Below are 22,154 nucleotides of genomic sequence, written 5' to 3'. Positions count from 1 at the left end.
CCGGAGAACTGCGCGTATGTCCGTGTTTCAGACCGACCAGAGCCTCAAGGCCGCCACGCGGCGGCGGCTGGCCTTTGAAAAGCGCTTCCAGTGGTGCACCCGCATCGCCATCCTGCTGGCGGCCGCCTTTTTGGTGTATTTTTTGTTTGATATTGGCACAATGGCCATGCCCGCCTTCCGCCAGGGCCAGCTCCAGATGGAGCTTTCCTACACCGAGGACGTGCAGGAAATGCCCAACGTTGCGGTGGCCGAGGAATACGAAACCTTTGTGAGCCATGAGTTCCTGCGCCAGCTGCCCCTGCGCATGCAGGCCAACCCGGCGCTGCTGGGCACCACCAGCGAGGAGTGGGTGCTGGCTTCGGCCGACGTGGACCAGCTGCTCAAGGGCAAGGCCCACCGCCTGGACGACGAACAGGTGCAGCTGGTGGAGGAGTTCAAGGCCGCCGGCAAGACGCGGCTGGTCTTCAACTGGGATTTCTTCACCAAGGGCGACTCCAAAATTCCCGAGGCCGCAGGCATCAGAGCCGCGGTGGTGGGCACGCTCTACGTCCTGGGCATTACCCTGCTGCTCTCCTTCCCCGTAGGGGTGGCCTCGGCCATTTATCTGGAGGAATTCGCGCCAGACAACCGCTTCACCCAGCTCATCGAGGTGAACATCAACAACCTGGCCGCCATCCCGTCCATTATTTACGGCCTCCTGGGTCTGGCCATCTTCATCAACTTTCTGGGCATTCCGCGCTCCTCCTCGCTGGTGGGCGGGATCACCCTGGCGCTGATGACCCTGCCGGTGATCATCATCTCCACCCGTGCAGCCATCCGCGCCGTGCCCGAAACCCTGCGCCACGGCGCCCTGGCCCTGGGGGCCACGCCCTGGCAGGTGATGTGGAATCTGGTCCTGCCCCTGGCCATGCCCGGCATCCTCACCGGGGCGATCATCGGCCTGGCCCACGCCATCGGCGAAACTGCCCCCCTGCTCGTCGTGGGCATGATGGCTTACATTCCCGAAGCGCCGGCCACCATAACCGAGGCCTCCACCGTGCTGCCGGCCCAGATCTACACCTGGGCCTCGGACTCCCAGCGCGCCTTTGGCGAACGCACGGCGGCGGGCATTCTGGTGCTGCTGGCCGTGTTGCTCTCCATGAATGCCCTGGCCATCTACCTGCGCAACCGCTTCGAAAAACGGTGGTGAACCGTCATCAAGACGATTCTGATTTCCCATCCACCCGCCTTTCTTATGTTTCTCGCCGCAGCACCTCGCCCCTGCGCGCTGGCCTCTTTACGATTGCTGCTAACTGGCCTAGCGTGGCCTCGTCAGGCGGGCGCGTCCCGCGGGACGACGCCATGCCGTTTCCACGCCCGTCGCCTCCGGGCGACGGGGAACCTCCATCCCCCAGGCGTGTCCCATGAACGGCAAAAAGAAAAATTTCATCCTCGACACCAACGTCCTTATTGAAAACCCCCTCTCCATCCAAAGCCTGCGCAACGGCGACGACAACAACATCTTCATCCCCTACCACGTCCTCATCGAACTCAATCAGCTCAAGACCAACAACCGCCTGCGGCACATTGTGGCCAAGGTGGTGGACGTGCTCCTGGAGAACCGGGACTCCATCCACTTTATCCGCAACGATTCCTCCATCTCTCCCTTTACCGAAGAGATTGTCGACAACTACATCCTCAAGGAAATTCAGGACTCTCCTGAAATCGACGATCCCATCCTGGTCACCAACGACCGTATCCTTCGCCTGCAGGCCTCCCTGGCCAACATCAAAAGCGAGGAGTTCAAGGACTCCAAGCCCTTCGAATCCGAATCCCAGCTCTACACCGGCTTCTGTCCGCCAGACACGCAGCCCCTGGCCAACAGCTTCACCTGGCGCGAGGGCAAGCCCGTGTTTCATGGCCCCCTGGGCGAAGAGCCGATGAACTACACCTGCTGCGTCTGGAATGTCCGACCCCGCACGGTGTACCAGAATCTGGCCCTCATGCTCATGCAGCATCCCGGCATCGACCTCGTCAGCGTGCAGAGCGAGGCCGGCTATGGCAAAACCTTCCTGGCCCTGGCCTCTGCCCTGTATCTGGTGCTGGAAAAGCATGCCTTTGAGAAAATCTTCGTCGTCAAGCCCACCATCGAACTCGGTGCCAAGCTGGGCTACCTGCCAGGGGACATCAAGGAAAAGATGGAGCCATATGTTAAATATATTCAAGACTTGCTCCTCAAGCTCCACGCCCTCCGGCCGGCCAACAAGCTCTTCATCAACCCCGCCGAGGAAACCCTGCGTTACAACACCAAGAAATTCGAAATCCTGCCTCTCAATTACATCCGGGGCATGAACATCGAAAATGCCATCGTCATCATTGACGAAACCCAGAATCTCTCGCGTACGGAAGTCCGCGCCCTGCTGACCCGCATGGGCGAGGGCGTCAAATGCTTCTGCCTGGGCGACACCAGCCAGGTGGACAACCCCTACCTCTCCGAATCCAACAACGGGCTCAACTGGCTGGTCCGCAAATTCAAGGGCTTTGGCAATTACGCGCACATCGTGCTCAAGGGCGACCGCTCCCGCGGGCCCATCACCGATCTGGTGCTCAAAAGCAAACTCTGAGGGTGCCGGCCCGGCCGCCAATCTTCTCCCTTGCCTCGGCCCCGGCTTTGGAGCATGATTGTGCAACTTGGTTGCATTTGAGCAAGGAGACTATCATGCGTCGATTGATTGTGTGCAGTATCATGGCCTTGGTGTTGGTGTTGCCCGCAGCGGCCCAGGCGGCCCTGCGCGTAGGGGTGACCATTGCCCCGCAGGTGCAGTTTGTGGAACGCATCGCCGGGCCGTTGGCGTCCGTGGAAGCCATGGTGCTTCCCGGCAAGGATCCCCACAGCTACGAGCCCACCCCCAAACAGATGCAATCCCTGGCAAAGGCCGACCTGTACTTCACCGTCGGCATGCCCTGGGAAGAACGCTGGCTGCCTAAAATTGCCGGCGCCACCCCTTCGCTGGAAATCATCCACCTTGACGAAGGCATCGAAAAGATTGCATTGGCTGAACACGAGCACGGGCATGAACATGCCGAGGCGCACGGGCATGCACACGGCAAGGCCGAAGGCAAGGAACATGCCGAGGCCGAGGAGCACGCAGGGCACCACCATGAAGCCGGCGAACTGGATCCGCACCTCTGGACCTCGCCCCGGCTGGTGATGCAGATGGCCAAGGGCATCGCCGCCGCCCTGAGCCGCAAGGATCCGGCCAACGCCGCGACCTATCAGGCAAACCTGGAAGCCTTTCTCAAGGATGTGCAGGCCCTGGATGAAGAACTGACCCGGCTTTTCGCCGACAAGCAGGGCAGCCGCTTTATGGTGTACCACCCTGCCTGGGGCTACTTCGCCAGGGATTACGGGCTGGAGCAGGTGCCGGTGGAGCTGGAAGGCCGGGAACCCAGCGCGCGTGAATTGAAGGAACTGATTGACGAAGCCCGCCATGACGGGGTGAAGGTGATTTTCGTGCAGCCGCAGTTTTCTAAAAAAGCGGCAGAAACCATAGCCCGCGAGGTGGGCGCCCAGGTGGCCCCGGCCGACCCCCTGGCCCAGGACTGGCTGACCAACATGCGCAGTGTGGCCAATGCCTTCAAGGCTGCCCTGCAATAGCGAACACCATACGCAATATGTTCGGGAATGGTCACCCTGCCCGGTGGCCATTCCCGTTCCCTCTCACCCCAGGCGCCGCGCCTTTGACACACCATGCAAGACTTCGTCATCGACCTGAACCATGTGAGCTTCGCCTACAACGGCGATACCATTCTCGATGACGTCTCCCTGCAGATCGAACGCGGGGAATTCGTGGTCGTGCTCGGCCCCAATGGCGGCGGCAAGACCACGCTGATCAAGTGTCTTCTGGGTCTGCTCACCCCCCGGCGTGGCACGGTGAAGATCCTGGGCCGCACCCCGCCCCTTGGCCCTGGCGAGGTGGGCTACGTGCCCCAGCAGACCGTGGTGCACAAGGGCCTGCCCATCACCGTGGAGCAGGTAGTGCTCATGGGCCTGCGCACCGATGGACTTTCCCGCGCCGAGCGCAGCGACCGCGCCCTGGAGGCCCTGCAACGCGTCGGTCTGGCGGACTGCGCGCGTTCCCGGTTCGATGAGCTTTCCGGCGGCCAGCAGCAGCGGGCCCTGGTGGCCAGGGCGCTGGTGGCCCGGCCGGCCCTGCTGGTCTTTGACGAACCCACCGCCAACATCGACCCTCGCGGCAAGCACTGTTTGTTTGAACTGCTGGGCAGCCTCACCGGCGAGGCCACGGTATTGGTGGTCAGCCACGACATCATCGCCGCCAGCGCCCGGGTTACCCGCGTGGCCGCGGTGAATCGCCGGCTGCTGCAGACCCGCATTGGTGGCGAACGCACAGCAGCTTCCCCGGTCATCACCCCGGAAATGCTCTCCCTGCTGTACGGGGTGCATGATCCGGAGTGCCCTGTGGACGGCTATCTTTCCAGCATTGCCCGCATGCTGCAGACCCCCGCGCCGTACCAGCATCTCACGCCCCTCACGCCCCGCACCCCCGGCCCCTCCCCGGCGCAGGCTGGCGAACAGGATCCAAGCGCATGATGGAAGCCTTGTCCTACGATTTCATGCAACACGCCGTGGCCGCGGCCGCCCTGGCCAGTCTGGCCTGCGGCATCATCGGCTCTCTGGTGGTGGTGAACCGTCTTGTTTTTCTGGCTGGCGGCATTGCGCACACGGCCTATGGCGGGGTGGGCCTGGCCTTTTTCCTGGGCTGGCCGGTCATGGGAACCACCGTGGGCTTCACCCTTGGGGCCTCCATGCTCATGGGCAAGCTGACCATGCGCCGCACCGATCGTTCGGACACCATCATTGGCGTGCTCTGGGCCGCAGGCATGGCCCTGGGCATCCTGCTGCTGGATTTTTCACCCGGCTACAATGTGGATCTGATGAGCTACCTCTTCGGCTCCATCATGGCTGTGCCAGGGGAAGACGTGTGGGCCATGGCCGCCCTGGATGCCGCCCTGCTGCTGGTGGTGGCATGCAATTATCGGGATTTTCTGTGCATGTCTTTCGACAGGGAATACGCCCGCACCGCCGGCGTGCCCGTGGACCGATTGCACTATCTGCTGCTGGCCCTGTTGGGCGTCTCGGTGGTGATGATCATCCAGGTGGTGGGGTTGATCCTGGTTATCGCCTTGCTGACCATCCCCTCATGCCTGGCGGAACACGGGAGCAAGTCCCTGGCCGGGATGATGGCGCGGGCCTCCGGGTACGCCATGGCGTTCAGTCTGGCCGGGCTGTGGGCCTCGTATTCCCTGGATGTCACGGCTGGGGCGGCCATAATTGCGCTGGCAGCCTCGACTTTTTTCATCGTCCAGGCCGGCGGCTGGCTGCGCAGCGCTCTGCAGCGCACCGCCTGACCTTCCGTGGCATCCCCATGCGCGGAACCACTTGACCGACCTCCCGGCCGTTCCTATAGTCCACTCCATGATTGATGTCCTGACTGTCCTGCACCACGCAGGTCTTGACCCCACGCCCCTGCGCGTGGAACTGTTGCACGTCCTGGCCCAGGCGCACCGTCCTGTGTCCGCCCGGGAAATGCTGGACGAGGTGCGCCAACGCCATCATATCAACAAGGTCACCCTGTACCGCAATCTCGACCTGTTCATGGAACGCGGGCTCATTTCCAAGGTCCACGCCGGCGAGAAGGACAATGCCGCCCGCTACTGCCTGCGCCATGGTGCGCACGATGCCCCGCATGTGCACTTTTATTGCAAGCGATGCGGCGAAATGGAATGCCTGGACGAACTGGCAGTCCGGGATGTGCGTGAGGCCCTGGCCGCCTGCCAGCTTGATGGCGAGCGCCACATTGAAGACGTTGAGCTACGGCTGGAAGGCGTTTGCGGCGCCTGCAGCCATGGCCTGAATCCCCTGCACAAGTAGCGCCCCCTCAGTCGCGATTCCACAACTCGAAGGCCGGAATCTCCAGCTCGAGCGGATCCGCCGTCGAGCGCAGTTGATTCGTCCGAAAGATCGCCCGCGTCGGGGTGATGCGCGGGTGTTCCACCATGATGGTTACTGTGGCGGGTTTCTTGCCGCATTGGTCTGTTAACAGCAGACTTACCCCACTGTAGGTGTTGAACGGTACCTCGACCATAAAGCGACCATCCGCCGAAGCCGTAGTCGAGTTGCCGCGGGTGTGTTCGTCGAGAAAAACGGTCACCCTGGCACCATCCAACGCCCCCTGCCGTATGATCGCCAAACGCCCCAGCACCAGATAACCAACACTTGGGCATTTTGCGTGCGCGCTTCCCGGCCAGGCAATCAAGCTGAGCAGCAATACCGCCAGGCCTTTTTTGCATAAAGAATTTTTATTTTCAATATGATACATCATCACCCCTCCCGGCACATCCGCTTTGGTGACAACCCTGCGGCCACAACACGACGATTGTGCGTCCGGAGCATTGCCGCCTGGACGCAAGGCAAGCACATGTGGTACGCAGTAAGCAACTCTGAAACTCTATTCTCCTGGAGGCAGGCATGTTGAAAACCCGCCAGGCAGCTGCACGACGGCGCCAATCCCTGCAGCAGCGTACCGCGCTGTATTTCCCCGGGCCGTCCGAAAATGATTCTGACTTTGACGCCATTCGCAGCTTCGGCAGCCGGTGTGACCAGCTCGACGCAGCATCCGAAAAGGAAGATTCGAGACAGATGGATCTTGAGGACGTCCTGGCCAGCATCTGAAAATCCAGAGCAGACCACCTGCCGCGAAACGCGTACGTGCTCACAGTGTAAAAGCACATCGCGGCGCTCACTTCCTTTCGGCCCGATCCTCCTGTGCGCCGCAGCGCCGGAGGATCGGGCCGAACTGTTGCCGCGGTATGGCCCTGGTGCCCCGCGTCATTGTGCCACGCACTGTTGGACTTTTTGTTGGGTCTTCTGCTGCATCATTCGTAACGGGTCCTGGCGTCCCTCCTGTTGCGCCCGTTGTTCCATCAGCCAGAGTTCCACCTCGCCGGGCAGGGCCCGCCAGGTGCCATCAAGCTTGAACGCCGGGAACCCCCGCTCCCGTATCCACCGGTACAGGGTTTTCTTGGAACACCCCATCTCCTCGGCCATGGTTTCCAGCCCCGCCAGCACAAGTTTGGCCATTTCGACCTCCTGACTTGTTGTATCTAATAAGAGATCAAATGTCAAAGGCCGGTCCAAGAATAGACTCGCCAGCCTGGCCTGTTTGTGCTATGCCGGTGACATGACTGCATTGTACCAACGCGCCCTGGACTGGCTGACCCAGCACGCCCGCACCCTGGGCGGCCCTGGCGCCCTGGCGGAACGCCTGAACGCCCCGCGGGCCACAGTGTACAAGGTGCTGAACAGCCACAAGAACACCAATGCCCAGGATTTCATGGGCTGGCTGGAGAGCCTGGGCGCGGAGCTGGTGTTTCCCGACGGGCCCGTGGCCACGGCGCGGGAGCTGCGCTTTGAGCCGCCAACCATTGTGAGTGTGCGGGAAAGCGAGGCGCCGTCCGGCAACACTCCGCACGCCCCCCTCAGCGAAGACTATCTGGCCGTCCCCCTGGTGGAACAGGCCGTGGCTGCCGGGCCAGGGCTCATCCCCGAGCACACGGTGCGGGACTGGGTCATCGTCTGGCGCTGGCAGGAGGCCATCCGCGGCAAGTCGAATCTGGTGGCCGTGCGGGTGGGCAAGGCGCAGACCTCCATGGCCCCGACCATTCACCCCGGCGATATCCTCCTGGTGGACCGCAACGACATTCACCGCGAGCCCCATCCCCCGGGCAATATCTATCTGGTGCAGGATCCTGCCCCGGATTATGGCCTGGCCGTTAAACGTGTCATCTTCGAGCACCAGAACCGCCGGCTGCGCGTGGTCTTTTACTCGGACAATGCCGTGGAGCATCCGCCTCGCACCTATGATTTCCAGGCCGAGTACCATGGCGAAATCTCGCGGGCCCTCATCGGCCGGGTGGTCTGGGCCTGGAGTGACATGACTCGGAAATAGCAGGCCTTCCCCCTCTCGCCCGCCTCCCGGAGGCTGCATCCTCCTGCCCCGAAGCTGCCGCAGCGCCAATGCTGCGGCGCCTGCCTGATGATGTGACCGGGGTTATCCGAATTGACAAATTATATTCTATATTGATAAATAAATTAAACGGCTGCCACCCGGCATGCCGCGATCTTGATTCACCTGTTTTGGTGGAGGGAAGTTTCGATGCGGCAGGATCCAATAGCCGAGCTGTATGCTGTTGCCGCAGCACTGCAGTTTCTTGAAGATTCGTTCGGATGTCATGGTGAAGGGGGCAAGGTCGTCCGGGCCGAGGGGGCTGCGTACGTTACCGGGCTGATGGGACGTCGCGTGGACGACATCGCCACCCTGCTTGCAGCCACCCCAATGGAGGAGCCAGGAGGACGCCAGGAGTTGCTGTCATGAACTGCTGACTCATGAATATATTTTTAGATACATTTGCTCTTGACATTCATCTCTAAAAAGATATCACTCGCCTTGCGCACTTCTGCGCCTTGCACCGAGTTGCCAAGGAGAGTGACATGAGACACGGGGCTCGCATGGCTCGATTGTCAACCTTGAAACGGGACGACGCCACCGGCGTGTTTCTGCACCGTGTGGGCAGCCGCTGGCTGCCGTTGGAGCAGGCCCTGGAGGAGCAGGCAGCCAGGGATGAAGCCCGTCAGCCCGACCAGCCCACCGCGCGAACGCCCCCCCCTGGCGCAGTCGCGCCAGACGCCACCGAGGCGCGCACCCATGGCAGCGGCACGGGAGAGAAGGCATGAGCACCTTGCCCGTGACCCGCACGTGCCGGCGCTGCCGCAACACGTTTCACATCATGCCTCACCGTCTGGCCAGGCTGCCCGGCGCGGGCGAACTTTGCCCCGCCTGCCGGTTCCTGGGCGCGGCCGCGCTGGAATCTCCAGAAAGAGACAGCATCCCGCCCCCGCAGCGTACCTGGCCGTGCCGCCTGTGCGGAAAACACACCGCCAACCGGTTTTACTGCCCTGAGCACCTGGAGGCCCTGAGTGCGGAGCTCGGCTACGATGCCGGGGATTATGGCCTGGATGACCGCGCCGTGCCGCTTGGGCTTCGGGCTGGCGCAGGGTTGATCAGCCCACGGGAGAACCGTGAGGAAGTGCGACAGGAAGGGCCGGCCGCAAGGGGCACGCCACAGCGGCGGCGAAAATGACAAACAACGGCGCGCCTACCGCAAGGCCTTGCTTTTATACAGCATTCTCAACACGTTAAAGTCGCCGATGCGTTCGTATTGGACTTTTTCCATGATCTTGCGGACCAGGAAAATGCCCATGCCGCCCATGGCGGCCATTTCCCCGGGGGCGCCCGGCATCTCGCCGCCGGCTGCGCCACCCAGCGCATTGTAGGGGCGGCCCTTGTCCACAATGCGCATTAGCAACTGACCGCCTTGTGCCTTGCAGGCGAGCTGGATGGTATGGCGCGGGTTGATCCTGCCGTCGTTTTTCGGGTAGGCGTTGTAGACGATATTGGTGAGCACTTCTTCCAGCGCCAGGGTCACCCGCCCCATCTCCAGCTCGGGCACGCCACCAGCCACTGCCTCTGTTTTGAGGAAGCTCTTGAACTCCTCGATGGATTCGAGGACGGCTGGGCGCTCAATGGTGGCGGACATGAAAGTATTTTAGTACGATGCCGGAAAGAATGGAAGGGAGAGGCGCTGCTCCTAAGCAAGACCTGATGTGCGACGCGGGCCGGGCCGCGCATGCCATGGCCTCCCTTTGCATACGACAAGGCAGGTTCATGAGCAAGCCGCTTTTCCCAAAAGTTCAGCACACTGCGCCCTTGCGACGGCTGGCCGCCCTGCTGTTGGTGCTGTTGACCCTGGCCATGGCCTTTGCCGCGGCGCTGTCGCTTTCCAGACTGGAATCCTTGCAGACACGGGCGGTACTCTCCCAGGCGGAGGTGGCCGGCGAGGCCCTGCGTCAGGCCCTGGAAGCGGCGGTTCGTTTCGGCAAGCCCCTGCAGGCCGGCACCGGCCTGATTGGCATGGATGACCGCATGCACACCGTGCGGCAGAGCCTGCCGGAACTCAGCAGCCTGTGCATTGCCGATGCTGAGGGGACAATCATCAAAAGCCTGCCGCCGCAGGCTCAGGGCAGTGCCCTGGATGTGCTGCTGGGCGAGGACTGGAGCCGCAACGCCACGGCCGTTTCCCATGCCAGCGTCCGCCAGCTCATTCTTCCCGTGCGCAGTCCCAGCGGGGAGGTGGCGGGCCGGCTGGTGCTTGGCATCCCCGAGGCCAAGTTTCAGGAACGAATCCGCGCCGGCCTGCACAGCGCGCTGCTGCACATGCTCGTCTGTCTGGTGGGGGCTGCGGCCCTGCTCGGCCTGACGTTGCCCGCCGCGGCCAAAGGGACAAGCGGGGGGACAAGCGGGGGAGCCGGCGAGGGAGCCGGCACCGCGAACAAGCGTATCATGGTGGCCGGGTGCGCCGTGACCGGCGCGGCCCTGGTGTGCTATTCCCTGCTGACCATCATCGACTTCCGCAGCCTGCATCAGCAAATCGTGCTGGAAAAAGCCGTGGCCCTGGCCAGCGTGGCCGAACGCGACATCGAGCGCCTGCTGGACAAGGGGCTCTCCCTGGACCGCATGCCCGGCCTGGACCGCCGACTGGCCGAACTCATTGCCGATGATGCGGAAATCCACACCATGGCCGTGCTGGATGCCAGCGGGCAGACCCGGTTTCTGGCCAACGCCCGCAACGCCACGCAATCATCCGAAGACCGCCTGGACGATGCGGCCCTGCAGGTGGACATTCCCCTGGAGCGTGCGGACAGGACCGCCGGGAATGCCGGGGCTCCAGGAACCGCCGCCGGAGGACAGGGGCGGCCCGAAACCGTGGGGATGGTCCGCGTGACCCTCGACAGCCAGACCCTTGCGGAAGCCACCCGGGACATCGTGCTGGACGCCGCCACCGTGGGCATCATCGCCCTGCTCTTCCTGGTGGAAACGACCCTGCTGGCCCTGGGCGGCAACGGTGCGGCCTCCCAGTCTGCCCGGCTCGCCGGCATGTCCCGGCCGGCGTATGCCGCCATCCGGCCCGTGGCTTTTGTGTTCCTGTTTGCCATGGATGCCAGTCTGTCCTTCATTCCCCTGCAGATGGAGTCGCTCTACCAGCCCGTGCTGGGGCTGGCCAAGGACGTGGTCCTGGGACTGCCCATTTCTGCGGAGATGGGCTGCGCGGGCCTGACGGTGCTGGCCTGCGGGGCCTGGATCGACCGCATCGGCTGGCGACGGCCCTGCATGCTCGGTCTAGCCGGCGCGGCTCTGGGTTCCCTGTTCTCGGCCCTGGCCCAGGATCCCCTGACCTTCATCGCCGCCCGCGGCGTGACCGGCCTGGGGTACGGGCTCGGCCTCATGGCCGCCCAGGGCTACGTGGTGGCCGCCACCCGGCCGGATGAACGCGGCCGGGGCATGGCCCAGCTCTTTGCCGGCGTCTATGCCGGCAGTCTCTGTGGTGGCGCGGCCGGAGCCATGTTGGCCGAACGGCTCGGCTATGCGCCGGTGTTTTTCATGGCCGCGGGCCTGCTCCTGACCCTGGCGGCCGTGTTGCCCCTTCTTTTCAAGGACTTGCACCGCCAGATTCCAGCGTCTGATTCCGCAGCCACTCCACCACGCTCCCCGGAGAAACCGGTTGCCCAAAATGCGACCCACAGCAGCGCCCTCTCGCGCTTTCTGCGCAGCCGGGCCGTGCTGGCCCTGGCCTGCTGCGCCATTTTGCCCGGGGCTCTGGGGCTGATCGGCTACCTGAATTACCTGCTGCCCCTGGCCCTGGTGCGCGGCGGAGCAAGCCAGTCCGACGTGGGACGCGTGCTGATGCTGTACAGCGTGTTTCTGATCTACCTCGCCCCGCCCCTGGCCAAAATCATTGACCATTCCTCCCGACGGCATCTTTGGATTGCCGCCTCGGGATTGTTGGCCGCCCTGGGCCTGGGGGCGTACGCCGTGCTGGACGGGCTGGCCGCCGCAGCAGCGGCCACGGCCTTGCTGGGGCTTTCCGCCAGCCTGGCCTTTTCCGCTCAGAGCGCCTTTGCCCTGGATCTGCCGGAAACCCGGGCCCTGGGCGAAAGCGCGGCCCTGGGCATCACCAGCGCCGTGGAGCGCCTGGGCCAGGTGCTCGGGCCGTTGTGCCTGGGCGTGGCCGTGGCCACCCTGGGGGTGGGCGATGGCGTGGCCGCCGTGGGGCTGGGCGTGGCCGTGGCCACGGTGTTCTTCTGGTTGCTGACCAGAACCCGGCGCAAGGCCGCCTGAGTTGCCGCCCGTCATGTGGACTGCCGACTCTCTGGCTGCCGAAGCCCTGGCCCGGTTGCCAGCCCTGGCCAGCCTGCTGGAACAGCGCGGGGACATGCCCTTGCAGGAGCACGTCCGCAGCCTGGGGCAGGCATTGCCGTCTCCCCTGCAGGACCGTGGCGATTTTCTGGACATTCTCGCCCAAGCGGCTGACCATCTCGCCCCCGGCCTGGGCGCGGCCGCGGCGGAAACCGTGGCCGCCCGACCGGTGGTGCTCACCGGCAATCATCATGGTCTGGACACCCTGGCCCAGTCCTGGCAATCCACCCTGGCCTTCGCCCTGCCTGAGCTTCTGGCAGGGCGCCGCACCCCGGTTGTGGTGCTGGCCACAGGGTTGCCCTCCATGAATAACAGTACCTTCCCGGCCGGCCTGCTGTGCACGGATTTCGCCACCCCCGCAGGCGGTGGCGATGGCTGGCGCACGGTCAGGCTGCCACTCTCCCCGGTCCGTCTCCGGCAAACCATGGTCTCGGCTGCCCCGGCAGCCACCCTCGAGGAACTGCACCGCGCCCGCCGCGCGGCGATTGCCGATCCGCGCCTGCACCCGTTGCAGCGGCGCACCCTGCTCCCCCTGCTGGATGCCTGTGCTCACGGCCCTGCCACCGCACCGGCCACGCGGTTTGTGGAACAGGCCGGCCCTTGGAACGCCCGGCTCTGGCGGCAGGCCTTTGCCGGCGATCTGGCCCCGCCGCTGGCGTTTCTGGAACTGGAGGCAGTCACCTCCCGGCTGCTGGCCCTGGATCTACGGCAGCCAGCGTCCCTGCTTCATGCCCTGTTCTGGGACGAGGCGCTGCGCAACCGGGTCCTGGCCGCCCTGGACGGCTGCCCCGGCTGCTGGACCCTGGCGCGCCTGGAGGCCATGGCCCGACTGGACGCCCTGGGTCTGGAGCGCCCCGGCCACGCCGACGTGGCCGGGGCAGGCACCTGCTTTTTCTGGGCCACGGACGAAAAGGGGCGGCAAACGCCGCTCTGGCTTCGGAACAGCACGGAAGGCTGGCGATTGGAAGGGATCTGCCGCTCCGGCCGCCACCTGGCCTGGCCCTGGGCGGCCGAAGCCGTGCTGGGAGCGCTGGCCCGGCGCGAGCTGCTGCCCTCGCTTTTCAGCAGCTATGCGACCCTGGCCCTGGCTCGGGGCATCGCCTGCGTGGGCGGGGTCTATCAGACAGGGTATCTGGCCCGTATGCTCGCCGGAACTTCCCGGGCCTTGCGGGAGCATGGCAAAACCGGCTTGAGCGACCGCCTGGCCGCCATCAGCGGCGACTGGTTCCTGGCCGGGGTCCACCTGCTGTTCCTGCGTCGGGGCCAAACCTGCGCGCCGGCGCATCTGCCGGATGTGCTGACCGGCGGCCCCCTGACTGCGAACGAGCTGCAGCGGATGGGACGCCTACGGCTGGGCCAGGCCATCATGGCCGGGCTGGTGCAGACTTGCGGCGAGGTGCTCCCCGCAACGGCGCGCCCCGCCGGATGGCGGGACGCGCTGAGTCATCAAGCAGTTACGAACTGGGCGCCGGATGCTGGCTTGCGAGAGGTCAACTGGCCAGACGACGTTTGACGCCAGCCGGCAATCGCCGGGAGCGCACCGGGATCCTCGGGCGCGCAAGCCGGGTGGAACGGGTGGAGCGGGCAACGGTGGCGCTGTGGTACAAGGCCTGCGGAGGCATCGAATCACACTGTCCGGCCTCACCGCCATCACCGCCAAGGCCACCCTGCTGCTCGGCGCACTGCAGGCAGGAATAGGTCCAGGGCAGGGCGTGCTCCGCGGCGCTGGTCTGCAGCTCCGCCGCCCCCACAATGCGCCGGATGATGAACAGCGGCCGCCCTTTCACCTGCATGTAAATGCGGCCGATATACTCACCGGCCATGCCCAGCACCAGCAGCTGGCAGCTGCCCAGCACCAGCAGCACCCCCAGGATGGAAGCCCAGCCGGGCACCACGAACCCGAAGAAATAGCTGACGAACACATACAGTAGCAGCAGAAACCCCAGCAGCGAGAATACCGCGCCGCCATAACTGGCAAACCGCAGGGGGCGGATGGAGAAGCCGGTGATGGCGTCCGTGGCAAAGGCGATCATCTTGCGCAGGGTGTACTTGGTTTCGCCGGCGTAGCGCGGGTCCCGGTTATACAGCAGGGGGACCTGATTGAAGCCCACCCAGCTGACCATCCCGCGCAAAAAGCGATGGCGTTCCGGCATGGCCTTGAGCACTTCCACCACCCGGCGACGCATGAGCCGGAAATCTCCGGTGTCCAGGGGGATGGGGGTCTCGGTCATGGCGTTCAAAAAACGGTAGAAGGCTTTGGCCTCGACCTTTTTCAGCCAGGTCTCGCCGTCGCGTTTGGCGCGCTGGCCATAGACCACGTCCGCACCCTGCTCCAGCACTTCCACCATCTTGCCCAGCAGTTCCGGGGGGTCTTGCAGGTCGGCATCAATAAGCAGCACAAACTCGCCGCGGCAGACGGCCAGGCCGGCCGTCACGGCGAGCTGGTGCCCATGGTTGCGGGAGAGGTCCACGCCAACGACCTGCGGATCCCGACTGGCGATGCGGTCGATGATTTCCCAGGTGGCATCGCGGGAGCCGTCGTTCACCAGCACAATTTCATAATCCTCGGCCCCGCAGGCCAGGAGGCTCTTTTGCATGCGGGCGTAGAATTCTTCCAGGCACAGGGCCTCGTTGTAGCACGGGGCAACCACGGAAATGGAAGGCCGCGGCGTCTGGCCGCAATGACAACTGTTCATACCGATGTCCTAGATGACGATGTGCAGTCCCGTGGTCCAGGCTGTCATCAGAAAGCCATTCCACAGAACCATGGTGACGAAGTTGAGCCGCGCAAAGGTCGGCGCCCGGCGGGCAATGTAGATCATGACACCAAGCAGCGGGTACACGATCATGAAGTACCGGGGCATGGAAGAAAGCGGAATGTCCCCCGGGCCGGACAGCAATGGCACCAGCATGAGCGGCAGGGCGATGAGACAGTCCTCCCAGCGCCTGAGCAGGACCAGACAGGCGGCCAGCAGCAGATGCAGGCTGGTGGCCACGGCCAGATAGACATTCTCGAACAAATCTCCCAAATACAGGCTCTTGCCGATGGCATACAGCGGAAAATGCCAGACACGGTACCAGCCCTGCTGGGCTTTCATGAAGGCCAGGGCATCCCCGCAATGGAAATGCAGATGCACGGCAAAGGCCACTATGCCCATGGGGACCAACCCCAGCCAAAGCAGCCGCAGGTCATACCGCCGGATGCGCCAGCCGGTGATGCCGGCCGCCTTGCGCTGCTCCAAGAAAATCCACAGCAGGCCCAGGCCCACGGTCACGCCCACCAGCCGGGTGGCCGCGAGCAGTGCGCCCAGGAGCCCGGCCAGCCACCACTGCTCCCGGTGCGCCGCCAGCACGCAGCCCAGCAGCAGCAGCAGAAACAGTGATTCCGTGTACACTGCGGAAAAGATGAACGTGTGCGGCATGAAGCACAGGATGGTCACGGCCAGGTTGCCGGACCGTTCCCCCCAGCGCTGCTCGGCAAACTGATGCACCAGCCGCAATGCCCCCAGAAAGCAGAGATTGGAGAGCAGCACCCCGGCGGCCTCGGGATTGTGCAGCAGTTTGTTCAACAGCCAGGTCAGCAGCGGATACAGTGGAAAAAAGGCGTGGTTGAGTTGCCGCAGGGTTCCATCGGCGTGAAACTGCAGCAGGCTCTTGTCGTACCCCTGCTCCACAATGCGCAAATACCAGCCGCTATCCCAGGCGGCCCAGATCTGCAGCCAGACGGGGTTGTTGCTGAACCATTGATAGTTGGCCAGCATGTGCAGTTCCCAGCCCCAGCGCGCCATCTGCCCGATGGCCAGCAGCAGCACGCGCGAGAGCAGGAACACGCCTGCAATCCACAACCAGGTTTTGTATCCGGAGGGCCTTCCCTCCTGCGCCACGGCGCGTGCAGCAGTCATCCTCCGCACCTCACATCACGAATTTCAGGCTGGAGGTCCAGGCCGCCATGAGCATGCCGCTCCAGGTGGCCAGACACAGAAAAATCGCCCAAAAGAGCAGCGGCCGCCGCGTCCCCAGCCAGGCTAACGCGCCATACAAGGGAAACACCACCAGCAGGTACCGCGGAATGGCCACCAGAGGGGTGCTCATTTCCCCGGAAAAAAGAGGAAGCAGCATCAAGGGCAGACTGAGGAGCAGCTCGTCCGTCCGCCGGCAGAGTACCAGCACGCCGGTCAGGGCCAGGGAGCCCAGAAAGTATGCGGTAAAGTACAGATCATCCGGGCCACCCTGCTGCAGGCTTTTCCAGATTGCTTCAGGCGGTGTTTGCGACACGCGACTGAACTGCTGCTGAATCTTCAGGAACGCCAGGGCGTCCCCGGCGTGGAAGTGCAGGAACACGCAGAAGCCGACCAGCCCGAGGGGCACGAGGAACATCCAGCAGAAGCCTCCCCAGGTTGCCTTGCCGGCTCGCTTCTGCACAATCCACATCCACAGCAGCGCCAGGCCTACGGCCATGCCCGGCACGCGTGTGGCCGTGAGCAGTCCGCCAAATACCCCCACCCACATCCAGCGCCCGCGCGAGGCCGCCAGCATGCAGGCGATGAGCAGCAGCAGAAAGAGCGACTCCGTGTACATGCAGGAAAAAATGAAGGTGTTCGGATAAAAGGCCAGGAGCAGCACCGCCAGGCGGGCCTGGGTCTCGTCCCAGCGTTCGCGGCCGTACACATACAGCAGCCACATGGCACCCAGCAGGCTGGCGTTGGCCAGGAGCACCCCGGCCACCACGGCGTTGCCCGTCACCTGCTTGAGCAGCCAGACCAGGAGGGGATACAAGGGGAAGAAGGCCAGATTCAGCTGTTCCGGCGCGCCGTCAGGCAGGGTTTTGAGGACAAACTTGTCGTAGCCGTGTTCGACAATGTCCACATACCAGCCGCTGTCCCAGGCAGCCCAGATGTCCAGCCAGGTCTGCTTGACCATGAACCACTGGTACAATTTGCCGATCAGCTCACTGTATCCCTCACGCGAGGCCAGGCCAATGGCTTCCAGGGTCAGACGGGACAGAATAAAGCAGGCCAGCACCCAGACCAGGGGATGCCGCAGCCAGCCTTCCAGGGCATCCAGCGTGCGGTCCAGCCAGGGAGAGGGCCCCGGCAGCGGGGATGCAGGCCTTGCATCCCTGTCGCATTGCAACACAACAGCGTTCATCCACGGCTCCTTGCCGCGCCGCATGCAGGCCCGGGCAGAGAGGTGCACCAAACAAGGGAGGCTCGCAGGGAGCCGCAACGACACGGCGAAGGCTTACTGGCCGGCGGCGGCCGGCGGCGTCACGGCGATGGTCTCGTAGATTTCATCGGCAGCCATCAGAATATCCACTGGCGGATCAAAGCCCACGATCTCGGCCGTTTTCAGATTGATGGCGATTTTGGGCGGCTCTTCAAACCGCTGGGGCAGACTGCGGGGGGTGGCGCCGTGCAGGACCTGGGCAATGGTCCTGGCATGAAACTCCCCGATATATTTGAAACTGGCCTGGGCGATGGACAAGAGCACGCCGTGGCGGACTTCCTCGCTGCCGGACTGGGAAAAGGTGGGGATGCGGGCCTTGAAGAATGGCTCCAACAACTTCGGGAACTTGTCCAGCTGCATGCCGGCATTTTCCGTCAGGTACATGGCCTCCACCTTGGGGGCCAGCTCCTGGTGACAGGCCAGGAGGTTGCGGAACGCCTCGCCAGAGTGCACATCCAGGGCCGTGGTGCAAAAAACCAGCTCCACGCCGCGCTCCTGGGCAACGAGCTTGACATCGTCCAGGGCCGCGTAAGACCGGCCGGCCACCGTATCCTCATAAACCACGCCGAGCTTCTTGAAGCCAATGATGTCATGGAACAGCCGCAGCTGGCGCTGGTAGCGGGTGGGGTCCACACGGGCGTTCAGGTGGTCCAGGCCGGAATCCTCGGCGCTGGGCACAATGCCGGAGCCGATGGGGTCGCTGGCGCTCAGCACCAGGGTGGGCGTCGAATGCGCGGTATTGGCCAGGTCCTGTCCGGCCCAGGTTCCCATGGCCAGAATGAGGTCGATGTCCTTTTTCTGCACCAATCGTCCAAGGACCTGCTGCTTGATGGTCTCGCGCGGGGTCTCCTCGTTCCAGTCCCCGGCAAAGAGCGCGTCTGCGGGAAACTCAATGTAGTCGCTCCGCAGATTCTCGGCCAGAAACTTCCAGACAGGCCGGATGGAATCCGGATCGGCAAAGGTGGGGAAGTCCAGCGGCTGGCACCAGCCCAATGCGGCCAGACCCTGCACAGTGGCCTTGAGCGTGGCCGGGTACTGCGTGTACGGCCCGCCTTCGTAATAACCTATGCGAAATTTGCCGCCGGCGGCTTTTTTCACGGGGGCCAGGGTGGCAGGATCGGTCTGGGCGAATCCGGGCGCCACAACGGCCAGCAAAGCGATCAGCAACCACAGCTGGATACGCAGCAACAGGTGAAAAGACGGCATGCTTTGTGTCCTCGTTCTTCGGGCATCGCGGGAATGGGCGTTGGGGCACAGCATAGTCCGTCCCTGCCCCACGTCAAGAGCCGCCTCCCCCATCCGGCCGCCCTCCTTCCACATTATACGGTTTCTTTACAGACGGCGAGTGAAAGGCCCGGGCCAGGGCGTCGTACTTCGGCAGCAGCCGCACCTCGTCGCCCACGGCGAACTGCCGGGGGCAGTCCTCCACATCATAGACCAGATAATCCGACGAAGCGCCCACACACCGCATCCCCGGCTCCGGGGGATCCAGCAGTTCCGGCACCACGCTCAACACGCCCAAATCCAGAATGATGCGGCGGCGTCCTTCCTTGCGGCGTGCCTCCAACACCTCGGCCGCCAGCAGGAACCCGCCCTGGCGAAGGTCCGGCACGCAGCAGTCCTGCCCCAGAAAATGCCCGAGCAGCAGGGCCATGCCCACCCGCAGCTCCGTGATGCAGGCAGGCAGGCAATGCCCTGCCAGCCAAGGCAGCAAGATGGAACCCCCCACGGAAACGACCCCGGGTTCTCCCTCGCGCCGGCCGATGGCGCAAGCCAGTTCCGTCAGGAGGGACAGACATTGCGCCGAGGGCGGCGCGGTGTTCAGGCAGCCGAAGTTGGTGGCCAGGCCCCGCAATCCGAACCAGGGATGCGCCAGGGCCCGAATGTCCCCGGCCAGGGCCAGGGCCTCATCGGGGCGGCATCCCTCGCGGACGTCCCCCAAATCGATCATCAGCAACACCTCATGCCGGAGCTGCATGTCCCGCGCATGCGCCGCCAGCGCCCGAGCGGTTTCCGGGCCGCTGACGCAACTGCACCGGGCAAAACGGGCCGGTTCCCGGCAGTGGGACAAAGGCGGCAGGTCAAGCATCACCGGCCGGGGCAGCCCGGCTTCGACAAGCCGTGCGGCCTGATTGGCCGTGGACACAGCCACCTGCCCCAGCCCTTCTTCCTGACAAAGCCGCGCCAGGGGCAACCAGGCGTCCACCCCTTTGAGCACGGGCAGGAGCGTTACGCCCAGGGCCTGGCAGCGGGCCGCCAGGGCGCGCAAATTCCCCCGCAGGATCTGCATGTCCGCCAGAATGCGCGCCATGCCGTGTCTCAGGAGTCTTCAGTCGCCGGGCCGAGCCAGCGCAGGCAGAGCATGGTGATGTCGTCGCTTTGCTCCGCGCCGTCGGCAAAGGCCGTCACCGCCTTGAGTACACCGTTGATGGCAGCCTCGGCCGTGGCAGGATCGTCTTGCCGCAGGGTTTCCAGCAGCCGGTCCTCGCCAAAGAGGGCCAGCTGTTGATTCATGGCCTCGGTCACGCCATCGGTGTACAGCAGCAGTATGTCCCCTGCAGCCAGGGAAATGCTGAAGCTGGTGTACTCCACGTCCTCCATGAATCCGGCCACGGGGCTGCCCTGCCAGGGCAGATAGCGCACGCCCTGGGCGTCGATGATCACGGGCGGGTTGTGGCCTGCGTTGGCCAGCCGGATTTCACCGGTCTGCAGATCCATGACCCCGATGACCATGGTGGCGAACATGCAGTTGGGATTGTCCTGGGAAAGCTGGCTGTTGACCTGCGCCAGCATGTGCGCCGGATCGGAGCGGGTTTCTGCCGCGCCTTTGACCAGGGTTTTGGCGATGGCCATGAACAGCGCCGCAGGCACGCCCTTGCCCGAGACATCCCCGATGGAGAAAAAGAGCCGGCGCTCGTCCAGGAGGGCAAAGTCGTACAGGTCCCCGCCCACCTCGCGGGCCGAGACGAGGAGCGCATTGAGGTCCAGTTCCCTGCGGTCCGGGAAGGGGGGGAAGATTTTCGGCAACAGCCCCAGCTGGATTTCCCGGGCAATGCCCAGCTCGCTTTCGATGCGCTGGGTGGAGGCTGTGAGCTGCATGAGTTCCCGGACGCGTTCGCGCAGGGAATCTTCCATGGAAACAAAGGCCTGGGCCAGATGGGCGACCTCGTCCCTGGAGAAGCCCTGGGCGCGGGCCAGGGAGGCGATGGGCGATTCGCCTTCGCGTGGGGTGGTCAGATCCTGCTCGTGCAGGGTGGCGACATAGCCGGCCAGCTTGCGGATGGGCCGGGCCAGACGGCGGATGAGCAGCTGGGCCAAGAGCACGCTGAGCACAAAAATCCCCAGCACCACCAGGGAAATCCGCTGAATGAGCGCCTGGGCCGGTGCCTGGATTTCCTCCAGCGGCGCACAGACGGCGATGTGCCAGTCCAGGGCCTTGAACCAGGCGACATCGGCCTGCATGACCGGCCCAGGCCTGCCCGGTCCATCCACACCCGCCGCTCCATTCGGGCCGGCAGGTTCCTGCACGGCAAAGAGCAGGCGTTCGGGGCCATCGTAAAGCGCCTGCCCGTGGAGATCCTCCAGCAGTGGCCGGCCGGTGCGCAGGTTCACGGCCGTGGCGTAATCCGCCTTCTGATCCCGCGGCGGCACCACCAGGGTGCCGTTGCCATCAAAAATGAACACAAAGCCGGTCTGGGCAAAGCGGATGTTGGGCATGTGCTGGCGCAGGGTCTCCATGATCTCCTGCCGGCGGGCCTCCATGGCTTCCTCGACCACGCCGATGTCCACGCTGATGCAAATCAGCCAGCCCCAGGGCTCGAAGGGCACGAACAGCCCGAAACGGCGGGATTCGCCCTCCCGGCTCACGGCCGGCCAGCGCCAGGTGGCGAAGGCCTGGCCATAGCGGCTGACTTCCTCCCGCATGGCCGCAACCAGACGCCGGCCTTTGATATCCCGCACATTGGCCAGGGACTGGCCAATGCGGGAGGCGTCCAGATGACTGACCACACGGTCGTCCTGATCCAGGATGACCACATAGGAGGCTTCTCCCCGGTGCAGGGAGGCGACCCAGTCCAGGGCGGCCTGTTGCGCGCCAGGAACCCCAAGCTGATCAAAACGCCTGAGCCCTGAAAGCAGGATGCTGGACCAGGTGGAAAGCCGCTCCTTGAACGCCGCCGTGGACGCGAGCTTGTCCCGCACCAGACCGTTGTAACGGCCGACAATGTTCAACTCCACCAGGTTGAGGACGTTGTCCATGGACCGGTCTTCGGCGGCGAGCATGGCCTTGCTGACGTCCTGCTGCACAAGCACGACCACGCCGCCAGCCACAAGAGCCAGCACCAGCGCCACCAGGGCAAATATTTTCGCGCCGATTGAGGAGAACATGCCTCCGTATGTATCCGAGTCTCACGAGTTCCGGCAATCAAAAAACTTCGCCTGTTTGAGCGGGAAGTGCCTGGAATCCAAAAAAGGGGCGGCCTGTTCCTTTACAGGTCCGTCCATTTGCCCGTAGGATGCTGGCGGTTGGCTGTGGCCCCTGATCCTGTCACCATT

The 22,154-nt window shown here is 64.1% G+C and carries 22 protein-coding genes; 13 read left to right on the top strand and 9 right to left on the bottom strand.

The window, feature by feature from the left end; genetic code table 11:
* The first annotated feature begins 16 nt into the window (after positions 1-16).
* The 6 genes from pstA to ACYQ00_RS08365 all read left to right on the top strand — a co-directional run bounded on the left by pstA (position 17) and on the right by ACYQ00_RS08365 (position 5,932).
* Complete coding sequence (gene pstA / locus ACYQ00_RS08390) at positions 17-1,189, top strand: phosphate ABC transporter permease PstA (protein WP_460031685.1); 1,173 nt, start codon at positions 17-19, stop codon at positions 1,187-1,189.
* 214 nt (positions 1,190-1,403) lie between these two features.
* Positions 1,404-2,603: a PhoH family protein gene (locus tag ACYQ00_RS08385; protein WP_460031684.1), complete on the top strand. Its 1,200-nt coding sequence runs from the start codon at positions 1,404-1,406 to the stop codon at positions 2,601-2,603.
* Between the two features lie 95 nt (positions 2,604-2,698).
* A complete protein-coding gene (locus ACYQ00_RS08380) occupies positions 2,699-3,637 on the top strand; it encodes a metal ABC transporter solute-binding protein, Zn/Mn family (protein WP_460031683.1) in 939 nt (312 codons plus the stop codon).
* Positions 3,638-3,730: 93 nt separating this feature from the next.
* Entirely contained in the window at positions 3,731-4,591 is an 861-nt protein-coding gene (locus tag ACYQ00_RS08375) for a metal ABC transporter ATP-binding protein (RefSeq protein ID WP_460031682.1), read from the top strand.
* Positions 4,588-5,409: a metal ABC transporter permease gene (locus tag ACYQ00_RS08370; RefSeq protein ID WP_460031681.1), complete on the top strand. Its 822-nt coding sequence runs from the start codon at positions 4,588-4,590 to the stop codon at positions 5,407-5,409. The genes ACYQ00_RS08375 and ACYQ00_RS08370 overlap by 4 nt, the downstream gene beginning before the upstream one ends.
* A 67-nt stretch (positions 5,410-5,476) precedes the next feature.
* Entirely contained in the window at positions 5,477-5,932 is a 456-nt protein-coding gene (locus ACYQ00_RS08365) for a Fur family transcriptional regulator (protein WP_460031680.1), read from the top strand.
* A gap of 7 nt (positions 5,933-5,939) precedes the next feature.
* Here the strand turns inward: ACYQ00_RS08365 and ACYQ00_RS08360 are convergent, their stop codons facing one another.
* Positions 5,940-6,383, bottom strand: coding sequence for a hypothetical protein (locus ACYQ00_RS08360; protein WP_460031679.1), 444 nt, complete (start codon positions 6,381-6,383; stop codon positions 5,940-5,942).
* Between the two features lie 146 nt (positions 6,384-6,529).
* Between ACYQ00_RS08360 and ACYQ00_RS08355 the strand changes: the two genes are divergently transcribed.
* A complete protein-coding gene (locus tag ACYQ00_RS08355) occupies positions 6,530-6,733 on the top strand; it encodes a hypothetical protein (protein WP_460031678.1) in 204 nt (67 codons plus the stop codon).
* A 156-nt stretch (positions 6,734-6,889) separates the two neighbouring features.
* Here ACYQ00_RS08355 and ACYQ00_RS08350 read toward each other — a convergent pair whose 3' ends face one another.
* Positions 6,890-7,141 (bottom strand): helix-turn-helix domain-containing protein, encoded by a 252-nt coding sequence (locus ACYQ00_RS08350; protein ID WP_460031677.1) that lies wholly within the window; start codon positions 7,139-7,141, stop codon positions 6,890-6,892.
* 100 nt (positions 7,142-7,241) lie between these two features.
* Between ACYQ00_RS08350 and ACYQ00_RS08345 the strand changes: the two genes are divergently transcribed.
* The 4 genes from ACYQ00_RS08345 (at position 7,242) to ACYQ00_RS08330 (ending at position 9,201) form a co-directional block, all read left to right on the top strand.
* A complete protein-coding gene (locus tag ACYQ00_RS08345; protein ID WP_460031676.1) occupies positions 7,242-8,009 on the top strand; it encodes a S24 family peptidase in 768 nt (255 codons plus the stop codon).
* A 207-nt stretch (positions 8,010-8,216) separates the two neighbouring features.
* A complete protein-coding gene (locus ACYQ00_RS08340) occupies positions 8,217-8,435 on the top strand; it encodes a hypothetical protein (protein WP_460031675.1) in 219 nt (72 codons plus the stop codon).
* 134 nt (positions 8,436-8,569) lie between these two features.
* Entirely contained in the window at positions 8,570-8,794 is a 225-nt protein-coding gene (locus tag ACYQ00_RS08335) for a hypothetical protein (RefSeq protein ID WP_460031674.1), read from the top strand.
* A complete protein-coding gene (locus ACYQ00_RS08330; RefSeq protein WP_460031673.1) occupies positions 8,791-9,201 on the top strand; it encodes a hypothetical protein in 411 nt (136 codons plus the stop codon). The genes ACYQ00_RS08335 and ACYQ00_RS08330 overlap by 4 nt, the downstream gene beginning before the upstream one ends.
* Before the next feature lie 15 nt (positions 9,202-9,216).
* Here the strand turns inward: ACYQ00_RS08330 and ACYQ00_RS08325 are convergent, their stop codons facing one another.
* The gene (locus tag ACYQ00_RS08325; protein WP_460031672.1) at positions 9,217-9,657 is read right to left on the bottom strand and encodes an ATP-binding protein; all 441 of its coding nucleotides are present in this window, start codon (positions 9,655-9,657) and stop codon (positions 9,217-9,219) included.
* 128 nt (positions 9,658-9,785) lie between these two features.
* On the opposite strand from ACYQ00_RS08325, the gene ACYQ00_RS08320 reads away from it, so the two are divergent.
* The gene (locus tag ACYQ00_RS08320; RefSeq protein ID WP_460031671.1) at positions 9,786-12,296 is read left to right on the top strand and encodes an MFS transporter; all 2,511 of its coding nucleotides are present in this window, start codon (positions 9,786-9,788) and stop codon (positions 12,294-12,296) included.
* A 1-nt stretch (position 12,297) separates the two neighbouring features.
* Positions 12,298-13,887 carry a hypothetical protein gene (locus tag ACYQ00_RS08315; protein WP_460031670.1) on the top strand — a complete coding sequence of 530 codons (1,590 nt, stop codon included), beginning with the start codon at positions 12,298-12,300 and terminating at the stop codon, positions 13,885-13,887.
* Here the strand turns inward: ACYQ00_RS08315 and ACYQ00_RS08310 are convergent.
* The 6 genes from ACYQ00_RS08310 to ACYQ00_RS08285 form a co-directional block, all read right to left on the bottom strand.
* Entirely contained in the window at positions 13,865-15,070 is a 1,206-nt protein-coding gene (locus ACYQ00_RS08310) for a glycosyltransferase family 2 protein (RefSeq protein ID WP_460031669.1), read from the bottom strand. The two genes, ACYQ00_RS08315 and ACYQ00_RS08310, sit on opposite strands and share 23 nt — an antisense overlap.
* A 9-nt stretch (positions 15,071-15,079) precedes the next feature.
* The gene (locus ACYQ00_RS08305; RefSeq protein ID WP_460031668.1) at positions 15,080-16,276 is read right to left on the bottom strand and encodes a hypothetical protein; all 1,197 of its coding nucleotides are present in this window, start codon (positions 16,274-16,276) and stop codon (positions 15,080-15,082) included.
* A gap of 10 nt (positions 16,277-16,286) precedes the next feature.
* On the bottom strand, positions 16,287-17,522 hold the full coding sequence (locus tag ACYQ00_RS08300; RefSeq protein ID WP_460031667.1) for a hypothetical protein: 1,236 nt from the start codon (positions 17,520-17,522) through the stop codon (positions 16,287-16,289).
* 93 nt (positions 17,523-17,615) lie between these two features.
* Entirely contained in the window at positions 17,616-18,806 is a 1,191-nt protein-coding gene (locus ACYQ00_RS08295) for an ABC transporter substrate-binding protein (RefSeq protein ID WP_460031666.1), read from the bottom strand.
* A gap of 73 nt (positions 18,807-18,879) precedes the next feature.
* Positions 18,880-19,911: an alanine racemase gene (locus ACYQ00_RS08290; RefSeq protein WP_460031665.1), complete on the bottom strand. Its 1,032-nt coding sequence runs from the start codon at positions 19,909-19,911 to the stop codon at positions 18,880-18,882.
* Between the two features lie 8 nt (positions 19,912-19,919).
* On the bottom strand, positions 19,920-21,986 hold the full coding sequence (locus ACYQ00_RS08285; RefSeq protein ID WP_460031664.1) for a SpoIIE family protein phosphatase: 2,067 nt from the start codon (positions 21,984-21,986) through the stop codon (positions 19,920-19,922).
* Positions 21,987-22,154: the final 168 nt, after the last annotated feature.

The organism is Megalodesulfovibrio paquesii (assembly GCF_054653055.1).
Note: the sequence above shows the minus strand (reverse complement) of the source record. Positions and strands in the feature narration are given on the sequence as shown.